General features: G+C 69.9%; 8 protein-coding genes and 1 pseudogene. 4 read left to right on the forward strand and 5 right to left on the reverse strand.

The window, feature by feature from the left end:
* Positions 1–21: 21 nt before the first annotated feature.
* From ACFC96_RS43540 to ACFC96_RS43550, 3 genes are all read right to left on the reverse strand, one after another.
* Positions 22–2625: a PA14 domain-containing protein gene (locus tag ACFC96_RS43540; RefSeq protein WP_376618082.1), complete on the reverse strand. Its 2604-nt coding sequence runs from the start codon at positions 2623–2625 to the stop codon at positions 22–24.
* Positions 2626–2778: 153 nt separating this feature from the next.
* On the reverse strand, positions 2779–4254 hold the full coding sequence (locus ACFC96_RS43545; RefSeq protein WP_376618084.1) for a glycoside hydrolase family 47 protein: 1476 nt from the start codon (positions 4252–4254) through the stop codon (positions 2779–2781).
* A gap of 327 nt (positions 4255–4581) precedes the next feature.
* Positions 4582–4794, reverse strand: coding sequence for a hypothetical protein (locus tag ACFC96_RS43550; protein WP_376618086.1), 213 nt, complete (start codon positions 4792–4794; stop codon positions 4582–4584).
* A gap of 270 nt (positions 4795–5064) precedes the next feature.
* Here ACFC96_RS43550 and ACFC96_RS43555 point away from each other — a divergent pair, with 270 nt between their 5' ends.
* Together ACFC96_RS43555 and ACFC96_RS43560 are read left to right on the forward strand one after the other, a co-directional pair.
* The gene (locus ACFC96_RS43555; protein WP_376618088.1) at positions 5065–6309 is read left to right on the forward strand and encodes an MFS transporter; all 1245 of its coding nucleotides are present in this window, start codon (positions 5065–5067) and stop codon (positions 6307–6309) included.
* A gap of 87 nt (positions 6310–6396) precedes the next feature.
* Positions 6397–6468, forward strand: a pseudogene (locus ACFC96_RS43560) (hypothetical protein); the annotation flags it as partial.
* A gap of 152 nt (positions 6469–6620) precedes the next feature.
* On the opposite strand, the gene ACFC96_RS43565 reads toward ACFC96_RS43560, so the two are convergent.
* Positions 6621–6953, reverse strand: a complete 333-nt coding sequence (locus tag ACFC96_RS43565; RefSeq protein WP_376618090.1) for a DUF6233 domain-containing protein — start codon at positions 6951–6953, stop codon at positions 6621–6623.
* Positions 6954–7066: 113 nt separating this feature from the next.
* Between ACFC96_RS43565 and ACFC96_RS43570 the strand changes: the two genes are divergently transcribed.
* Both ACFC96_RS43570 and ACFC96_RS43575 read left to right on the forward strand, forming a co-directional pair.
* Positions 7067–8296 (forward strand): MFS transporter, encoded by a 1230-nt coding sequence (locus tag ACFC96_RS43570; RefSeq protein ID WP_376618092.1) that lies wholly within the window; start codon positions 7067–7069, stop codon positions 8294–8296.
* Positions 8297–8405: 109 nt separating this feature from the next.
* Positions 8406–8837, forward strand: coding sequence for a VOC family protein (locus ACFC96_RS43575; RefSeq protein ID WP_376618094.1), 432 nt, complete (start codon positions 8406–8408; stop codon positions 8835–8837).
* A gap of 21 nt (positions 8838–8858) precedes the next feature.
* Here ACFC96_RS43575 and ACFC96_RS43580 read toward each other — a convergent pair whose 3' ends face one another.
* Positions 8859–9134 carry a hypothetical protein gene (locus ACFC96_RS43580; RefSeq protein WP_376253719.1) on the reverse strand — a complete coding sequence of 92 codons (276 nt, stop codon included), beginning with the start codon at positions 9132–9134 and terminating at the stop codon, positions 8859–8861.
* Positions 9135–9255: the final 121 nt, after the last annotated feature.

A 9255-nucleotide genomic window follows, 5' to 3' on the forward strand; every position in this document is an offset into this window, starting at 1 on the left:
GAGTCACATGCCGGACCGAACTCAGCTGCCGGAGCAGCCGGCCACGGTCGCCTGCGAGGCGTCGCGGATCAGCGCGTCCTGCGCCGCCTTCACCCGCTTCACATCCGGCTTGACGATCTTGCGGTCGTACGTCATCAGGCCGTTGAGCTCACCCTCGACGTCCGAGATCTGCGTGTACACGGCGCCGTTGCTGCCCTGGCACGCCAGTTTGTGCACCTCGGCGAGCCGTGCGAGGTAGTCGTCCGTGTACTTCGCCGGGTCGACGTCCACGTACGACTGCTGCACCGCCCAGGCGTGGCCGGGCACCGCGAGGCCGAGGCCGCCGTACTCGCCGCTGACCAGGGCGCGCTTGCCGTCGGGGTGCGGCGGCAGGGCCGGGCTCGGGTAGCCGTGCTCGTCCATGATGTCGCCGGTCCCGCCGTCCTGCCCGAGGTTGAGGCCCGACATGTTGTTGACCAGCCGCGTCGGGTCCCAGGCCTTGGCCTGCTCGGCGATGCGGCCCACGTCGTACTGGCCCCAGCCCTCGTTGAAGGTGACCCACATGACCACCGAGGGGTGGCTGCTGTGCTGGTCGATCATCGTCTTCATCTCGCGCTCGTACTCGGCGCGCGCGGCCGCGTCCGGCGCCGCGCTCATGGCCGGCATGTCCTGCCACACCATCAGACCGAGCTTGTCCGCCCAGTAGAACCAGCGGTCGGGTTCGACCTTGATGTGCTTGCGGACCGAGTTGAAGCCCATCTGCTTGTGCATCTTCAGGTCGTAGGCCAGCGCCTCGTCGGTCGGCGCGGTGTGCAGCCCGTCGGGCCAGAAGCCCTGGTCGAGCGTTGCCATCATGAAGACGGGCTTGCCGTTGAGGAGGGTGCGCGGCGTGCCGTTCACCTTCTCCACGGAGATGGAGCGCATCCCGAAGTAGCTGCCGACGCTGTCCTTGCCGACGTTCACCTTGAGGTCGTAGAGGAACGGGTCGTCGGGCGACCACAGATGCGCCTTGTCGATCTTCAGGGTCAGCGGCCCGCCGGTGACCCCGCTCGCCGTGGCGACCCTGCGCTTGCCGTCGTACGCCGTCGCCGTGACCGGCACGCCGTCCCGTACGCCCTTGGCCTCGACGGTGGCCGTGCCCGCCTTGACGTCCGGGGTGATCTTGAGGTCGGCGGCGTGATCGGCCGCGACCGGCTCCATCCACACGGTCTGCCAGATGCCGGAGGAGGGGGTGTACCAGATGCCGCTCGGGTCGAGGCGCTGCTTGCCGACCGGCGGGTTCTCGCCGCCCTGCGCGTCCGTCGGGTCGTAGACACCGACGATCAGCTCCTGGGTGCGCCCCGGCTTCAGCGCGTCCGTGATGTCGGCGCTGAACTTGTCGTAGCCGCCCTTGTGGTCGGCGACCTTCTTGCCGTTGACATACACCTCGGACTGCCAGTCGACGGCGCCGAAGTTCAGCTGGAGGCGCTTGCCGTCACCGACCTTCCAGCCCTTGGGGACCGTGAAGGTGCGGCGGTACCACATGCGGTCCTCGTGGCGCTCGATGCCGGAGAGCTGCGACTCGACCGGGTAGGGCACGAGGATCTTCTCGTCGAGCTGCTTGCCGACCGGCGGCTTGTCACCGGACTTCGCCGCGGCGAACTGCCACTCGCCATTGAGGTTCTGCCAGGCGTCCCGGGTGAGCTGCGGGCGCGGGTACTCGGGGTGGGCGTTCTTCGGGCCCACCTCGTCCGCCCACTTGGTGCTCAGCTCGTACTCGGAGTCGTTCGGGCCGCTGCTCCAGAACTGGCCGACGGCCTTGGCTCCGGTGCTGGTCAGCCCGCCCTTGCCGTCGTAGGTGACATCGGCCTGGCCGGACGCGCCGCCGCCCTTCTTGCCTACGACCGGCTCCTTGAGCCCGACGAGCAGGGTGCGGGGGTCGGCCGGGTCGGCCTTGATCGTGGAGAGCGGCCACTGGGCGCCGCCGATCACGGCCTGGAGGTGATCGGCGAGGCCCGCCGGCGGAGTCGCGAGGGACTGCGCGAAGTCGAGCTTGAGGGTACGGCCGTCCTTGAGGACGGTCGTGGATATCGCCCCGTCGTAGTCCCAGCCGTCGGGCAGTCGGAACGCGGAGGAGGGGATCGCCTCCTTGGCCTCGCCCGGCTCGGTCCAGCGCAGATGGAGGTTCGAGCCGCCGAAGTGCTCGAAGTACTCGACCTTGATGTCGTACGCCTTGCCGGCCGTCAACTCGACCGGCTGGGAGGTCTGTTCCTTGTCCCAGTCGTCGACCCAGTGGTCGATGGCGAGCTTGCCGTCGACCCAGAGCCGGAAGCCGTTGTCGCCGATGATGGAAAACGTTGTCGCGCCGGTCTTCTCCGGTACGACCTTGCCCGTCCAGCGCACACTGGCGTCGTCGGCCTGGCCGGTGGCCGTCCGCAGCCGCGGCTCCAGGGTGTCGAAGTCGAGTTTCGGGTCGAAGCCGGTGGCCTTGAGCTCGGCGAAGTCGAAGGCTCCGGAGGCGGACTGGGTGTAGTACTCGCCCTTCAGGCCGTGGGGTTCGACCGGGTCGTCGGCCGCTGTCGCCGACGGCGACACGGTGAGTGCCGCGAGGCCGAGTCCCGCGGCCAGCAGCATGGCCAGTCGGCCTCTGAGTCGTTTGGTGCGCACGAATCCTCCTTGACTGAGGAAGGGGGGCGGCTCGTCGCCTGCGTTTGTACAACGTTGGAAGGAGTGGGCAGTTGGCATGACAGCATGCCCTCAGGTGCGCTGTCCAGGGTCATGACAAGATGACCCTCGGTCACTGCGAGGGGCCGGCCGTGATCAGCGCACGCCGCGCAGCAGCTTGCCCTCGGTCGAGAGATAGCCGGTCCGGTAGTCGTAGCGCGGGGCGGCGGCGAAGATGAGGTAGAGGTACTTCATGTTCTCGGCGAACCAGTACGCGGGGGTCAGGTCTCCGAGCGCCATCGGCGAGACGGTCACGTCCGACGCGATGGTGTAACCGCCGTCGACGCGAAGGTTCTTCATCCCCTGGAAGTACGTCCACGCGGTGTCGCGCCACTCCTGCCGGCCGTTCAATTGGAAGAGGTTGAACGCGGAGTTCACGTACTCCGGCCTGAGCTGATTGCCCTTCTGCGTCGCCGAGAAGTCGGTGTAGTCGATCTCCTCGGGCAGGACGGGATAGCGGTGCATCACCGCAGACCAGGACCGGTGGTACGCCTCACCCTGCGGCTGGTCGCCGCCCATCGCGAGAAGGCCGCCGTAGAACGAGGCGAGCTCCGAGGCGCGTGTCCCGGTGGTCTTTCCCGTGTTCATGTCGACCTGGCGGAACCACAGATGACCGTCGACGGTCACCGACTGGCGCCGCAGGATCGCGCGCGTGGTCTCGCGGTACCAGTTGAGCAGATCCCGGTCACCGAACAGCTCCCAGCCGCCCCACAGGTACTCGTAGAACGAGTCCACCGGCGGGTTCGGAGCCGTGTCGGTGCCGTCGGCCCACTTCCCGGTCTCGACGTTCAGCGACGTACCGAGCAGGCCGAGCGGAGAGATCCGTCGCATCGTCTCGCGATAGGCCTTCTTCGCTGCCTGGTAGTACTTCTGGTCGCCCGTCAGCTGCGAGAGCATCCCGAACTCGAGGATGTTCGTGCCCACTTCGGCCAGCGGTGGCGTGTTCCCCGAGACGGCACCTGTCCGCATGTTGACCTGCGTGTACGGGATGCCGGTCGGTGACTTCGTGAACGCCGGGAGCAGCCGGTCCGCCGCCTCTCGGGTGAGCTCCAGGAGTCGCGGCCTGCGGGTCACCAGATAGCCGGACAGCAGGCCGCCGACCACGCGGATGATCGCCTCGAAGACATGGAAGTCGCCGTCGATGTCGAGGTCGAGATGCTTCTCCAGGTAGTCGCAGCTCGACTTCAGCTCGTCGTCGAGTTCCATCACGTAGAGCGTGTCCAGAGCCTCGATCACCGACAGCGCGACGGGGTGGCCCGGGACGAAGAACTCGCTGCTCGCGCCGGACACGGGCCTGACCTCGTCGTGCCCCCAGGCGGCCTTCTTGTAGCCGTTCCAGCCATGGAGGAACTCGGCGCGCACCTGGGCCGCCTTCGCGCGGTCCGCCGGGGGCAGCTGGCGTCCGCCCGGACGCGCGGCGGGCCTCGTGGCGGCCCCGGCGAGCGGGGAGCCGAGCAGCCCGGAGGTCGCGGCGGTGGCGCCGAGCAGGGCGGAACCGCGCAGGACGCCGCGGCGGCTGAGGCTTCTCCCGTCGGGGGAGGAGGGGAAGGGGGAGGGGAAGGTCGAAGTCATGCGGGGATCTCGCCTTCTGCCCGACAGCCCACGGCTGCAAGGCAATTGATAACGTTGTCACCCCTCGCGGGCGCTGTTGCCGAACACGGAGGGGCCTCGTGGTGTTGCTGACGGATTGTCAGAGAAGGTAGCGCTCGGCGCTCTTGTTCGCGGCCTCGACGCGCAGCCGCGCGGACCGCAGGTGTGGAAGCGGTGCTTCGTCGCGTGTGCTTTACAACGTTATATGAGCCGGGTGGTCCGGAGGCAAGGGTGCGGTCGCGCCCAATTCCGCGTGCCCTGCGAGGCGCTGACCGATGGGTGGATGCGGTGCCGGGCTCGTGTTGTCATTCATGCTCCACGGCGCCGCGCCAGACCCGTGGCGTCGAATCCGCCGCCCGCCGCCGAGTCGTCGCGCTGCATCTCGGCGTCCGGCGCCCGGTCGGTGCGGGAACTCGACGACTTCCCTGCGGAGTCCGCGAGGCCGGGTCTCTGTCCGCGTGTCGTCGCCCTGCTTCCGCTCGTGGGTGAGGGGCGGTGCGCGGCGAACGGGGTGACATCCATAGGCGCAGGGTCATCCGAATGCTGGGCGCGTGTATCCGGTGGCCGGGCTTTTTTGCTGGAAGATAGAGGCAGAGCCCCGCTCGGCCCACCCCCCCCGGCCGGGCGGGGCTCGCTCTGCGTGTGGGCTCCCGTGGAGGTTGTGCGGCGAGCACCCCCAGTGGTCTTCGTCGACGGCATGGTGCAATCCCAGCAACTCTCTTGCTCTTGCAAGTAATGTGCAACAAGCTGTTCGGCTCCTTACTGTCTGACCCCAGGACGCGGAGCCACGACATGCCCGTCATGCCCCAGCTGATACCCGAAGCGGGACCCCGACGCGTCATCGCCGCATCGAACCTCGTCAACACCGTCGGCAGCGGCCTCTATCTGACCGCCGGTGTCCTGTACTTCACCCAGGACGTCCGTCTCCCCGCGACGCAGGTGGGACTCGGGCTCGGTGTCGCCGGCTTCGCCTCGCTCGCCACGGGTGTCGCCGCGGGCCATCTCGCGGACAGGCGCGGGGCGCGTGGCGTCTACGCGGCGACCATCGTCGTGCAGGCGCTGGCGACGGCGGGCTTCTGCCTGGTGGGCAGCTTCTGGCCGTTTGTCCTGGCCGTCTGCGCGGCGACCGGGGCGCAAGCGGCGGGGCGGGCCGCGCGCAGCCCGCTCATCAGGCACTTCGGCGGGGACCGGCCGCAGGAGTTCCGTGCCTGTCTCCGGGCCGTCACCAACATCGGCATCTCCCTCGGCGCGCTGCTGGCGGGCTGGGCCCTCCAAGTGGGCACCCACACCGCGTACCAGCTCCTGGTCATCGGCAATGCGATCGCCTTCGGCGCCTCCGCGGCCCTTCTGCTCTTCCTGCCGCCGGTCGCTCCGGAACCCACGGCCGTCGGCCCCCGCTGGATCGCGCTGCGGGACCGGCCCTACCTCCTTCTCACGGCACTGGACGGCGTCATGGCGATCCAGTTCAAGGTGCTCACCGTGGCCATTCCGCTCTGGCTGGTCGTGGCCACGAGTGCACCGCACTGGCTCATCTCCGGCACGATGCTCGTCAACACCGTCATCGTCATCGCCTTTCAGGTGCGGGCCGGCCGCGCCATCAAGTCCCCGGCGGCCGGTGGCGGCGCGTACCGGCGGGCAGGCGTGGTGTTCCTCGTCTCCTGTTCGCTGATCTCGCTGTCCGCGGGCGTCCCGGCGTGGGCCGCCGTGACGCTCCTCATGGTCGCGGTGGTGGTCCACACGATCGGTGAACTGTGGCACTCCGCCGCGGGGTTCGAGGTGTCCTTCGCCCTCGCGCCCGAGCGGGCCACCGGCCAGTACCTCGGCGTGTTCGGTCTGGGTGCGGGCCTGGCGGACGCGCTCGGCCCCAGCCTGCTGATCACGCTCTGCATCACGTGGGGCCGGCCCGGCTGGTACGTCGTCGGCGCCCTGTTCACGGTCACCGGACTGGCGGTCCCCTTCGCCGTCCGCTGGGCTCAACGGCCGGTGCCCGCACGGGAGATGTCACTCGAAGCGGTGCGGCCCGTTTCTCCCGTCTGAAATGCGACCGTGGCGTCCCGCCCGAAGTGCGATCGGCTCGCAGGGGACCCGCACTTCCGCCAGTGGTGGGCCGCCCACCACGTCGCCATGCTGCGGGTGGGGACCAAGGTGCTCCACCGTCCCGTCGCCGGTGACCTCACGCTCGACTGGCGCACCCTGACGGCGAGCATCGACCCCGACCAGCAGCGCGTGGTCCGGACTGCCGAGGCCGGCACGCCACCATTGAGGGGCTGCGCATCCTCGCGTCCTGGGCGGCGGATCACCCGGAGGCCGCCTCGGCGCCGGCCCGCTGACGGCCGCCCGCCGGCGGGTCAGTCCAGCACTCCGAGGACTCCGTCGGGGTTGCAGTGCGGGCAGGCCGGCACCTGTTCCCACAGTGCGCGGCGCGCCTGGTCGTCCGTGACGCCTCGCGACCGTTTGCCCGCCATGTGGCAGCCGCCGACGTGCACGTAGACGGGCGCGCGTCCGCCGAGCCCCATCTCGATCAGCCAGTCGGGGGCCGGCGGCCGGTCCTGTTCGCCGCGCTGCTTCTCGGCTTCGTGCCGCTCCGCTTCCGCGATCTTGCGGCGCACCCTGTCCAGGGACAGCACGAGCCATGTCTCCAGCGTGCGGAGCCTGGGCAGATCGGATGGCAGTTCGGACATGTGTTCGAGTCTACGACGGTTTCCGGCCAGGCGGTGCGCCCATTGAATGGCCCAAGCGCACGGCCATGAATTGCCCCACATGAATGGGCCGCCAGGCGCGTAGCGTCCATGGCATGCCGAACCTCCTGCCGCCCTCCGGACCTCAACGCACCCTCGCCCTGGCCCAGTTGAGCAACTCGCTCGGCGACGGCGCCTACTACGTCACCTCGGCGCTCTACTTCACTCACGTCGTCGGCCTCGCGCCCGCCAGGATCGGCCTCGGCCTCACCGTCGCCTGGGCCGTCGGCTCGCTCGTCGGGGTGCCGCTCGGCAGGATCGCGGACCGACGGGGCCCGCGCGGAACAGCGGTCCTGCTCGCCCTCGCCACCGGCGCAGCGGTCGCCTCCTTCCTCGCCGTGCGCGACTTCCTTCCCTTCCTCGTGGCCGCCTGCCTCTACGCGAGCGCGCAGTCGGGACTCGCGGCCGCACGTCAGGCGCTGCTCGCCGGTCTCGTGGCCCAGGAGGACCGCACAGGCGCGCTCGCCCACCTGCAGTCGACGCTCAACGCGGGTCTGGCGGTCGGAGCGGCGCTCGGCGGTCTCGCGCTGTCCGCGGGGACGAGGCCGGCGTACCTCACGGTCTTCGCGATGGATGCCCTGAGCTTCGTCCTGTGCGCGCTCGTCCTGCTGCGGCTCCCCGCCGTCGCACCGGCACCGGCCGTCCGCGGAGCGAAGCTCGAAGTGTTGCGGGACCGGCCCTACGCCGCCGTGACCCTCCTCAACACCGTCCTCCTCCTGCGGATGCCGCTGCTCAGCCTCGGGCTCCCGCTGTGGATCAACGAACGCACCGACGCCCCCACATGGCTCGTCTCCGCGCTCTTCATCCTCAACACCGCCGCCGTGATGCTCTTCCAGGTCCGCACGGCCCGCTCGGTCTCGGGCCTCCCCACGGCGTCCCGCGCCATCCGCCGGTCGGGCGCGCTCATGCTGCTGGCCTGCGGTGTCTTCGCCGCCTCGGCCGTCGGCCAGGTCTGGGCGGCGGTCGCCGCGCTGGTCGCGGGATCGGTGCTCCTGGTCGCCGCCGAGATGCTCCAGTCGGCCGGATCCTGGCAGCTCGGCTTCGACCTCGCCCCGGCCGGACGCATCGGTGAGTACCAGGGCTTCTTCGGTACGGGCGTCACCGTCGCCCGCACGCTGGGCCCGCTGCTGCTCACCGCGCTGCTGATCGGGATGGGCACGACCGGATGGCTGCTGCTCGGCGGCCTGGTCCTGGCGGCGTCGTACGCGCTCGGGCCGGTGGCGCGATGGGCGGCGAAAACGCGCCAAGATCCGGCGCCCGTACGGATCGCGGCCCCGACGGTGTGACCTCGATGCCGCTCACGGGTAGGCCCACGTCGTCCGACGTGGCAAGCGTGACCGGCGCTCCGTCACCGCGCAGTCTCCCGAACGATCTCCCGAAAGGAGTCCGGCCCCCATGACCGAACTCGACTCGCCGATCCCGCGGTTCCATCTGGCCATGCCCGTGGACGACCTGGCCGCCGCACGGCACTTCTACGGTGAGGTGCTCGGCCTCGAGCAGGGTCGCAGCGCCGACACATGGGTGGACTGGAATCTCCACGGCCACCAGTTCGTCACCCACCTCGCGCCCACCCGCGCCCAGCACGTCCGCAACCCCGTCGACGGACACGACGTGCCTGTACCGCACTTCGGTCTGATCCTCGCGATCCCCGCTTTCCGGAAGCTCGCCGAGCGGCTCCGCGCCGCGGACACGAAGTTCGTCATCGAGCCCTACGTACGCTTCGCGGGCGAGCCCGGCGAGCAGTGGACGATGTTCCTGCTCGATCCGGCGGGCAACGCCCTGGAGTTCAAGGCGTTCGCCGACGACTCGCAGGTGTTCGCCACCTGAGAGCGCCATGCGCCGGAGCCGTCACCCGTCTGCGCCGTCACCCGCCTTCGCCTTCACCTCCGCCTCGACGTCGCTCCTGGCGAGGCCCTCGTCCCTGGCGTACTCGGTGACGGCCTCCTGGACGTCGCGGGCCAGGTCGCGCCAGGCGCGCACGGCCGTCTCGTACGTCTGGGTCTGGGCCTCGCTCCGCGGCTCGAGGCCCGGTGGTCCGTAGCCGTCCCGCAGTCTGAGGACCTCGTGATGTGCCGCGTTCGCGGCCTGCTGTCTCTCGACGAGTTCGTCGAAGGTGTGTGCCACGCAGCGGATCCTAGGTCGCCGTGCAGGCGATCCCGGTGAGCGCTCGCGCGGGTGACACGAATGCCGGAGGGGCGTGAGCGAAACGGGTCAGGGGCGGCGCCGTACGGCGCCGCCCCTGACC

The organism is Streptomyces sp. NPDC055955, from assembly GCF_042270245.1.
Lineage (GTDB): Bacteria > Actinomycetota > Actinomycetes > Streptomycetales > Streptomycetaceae > Streptomyces.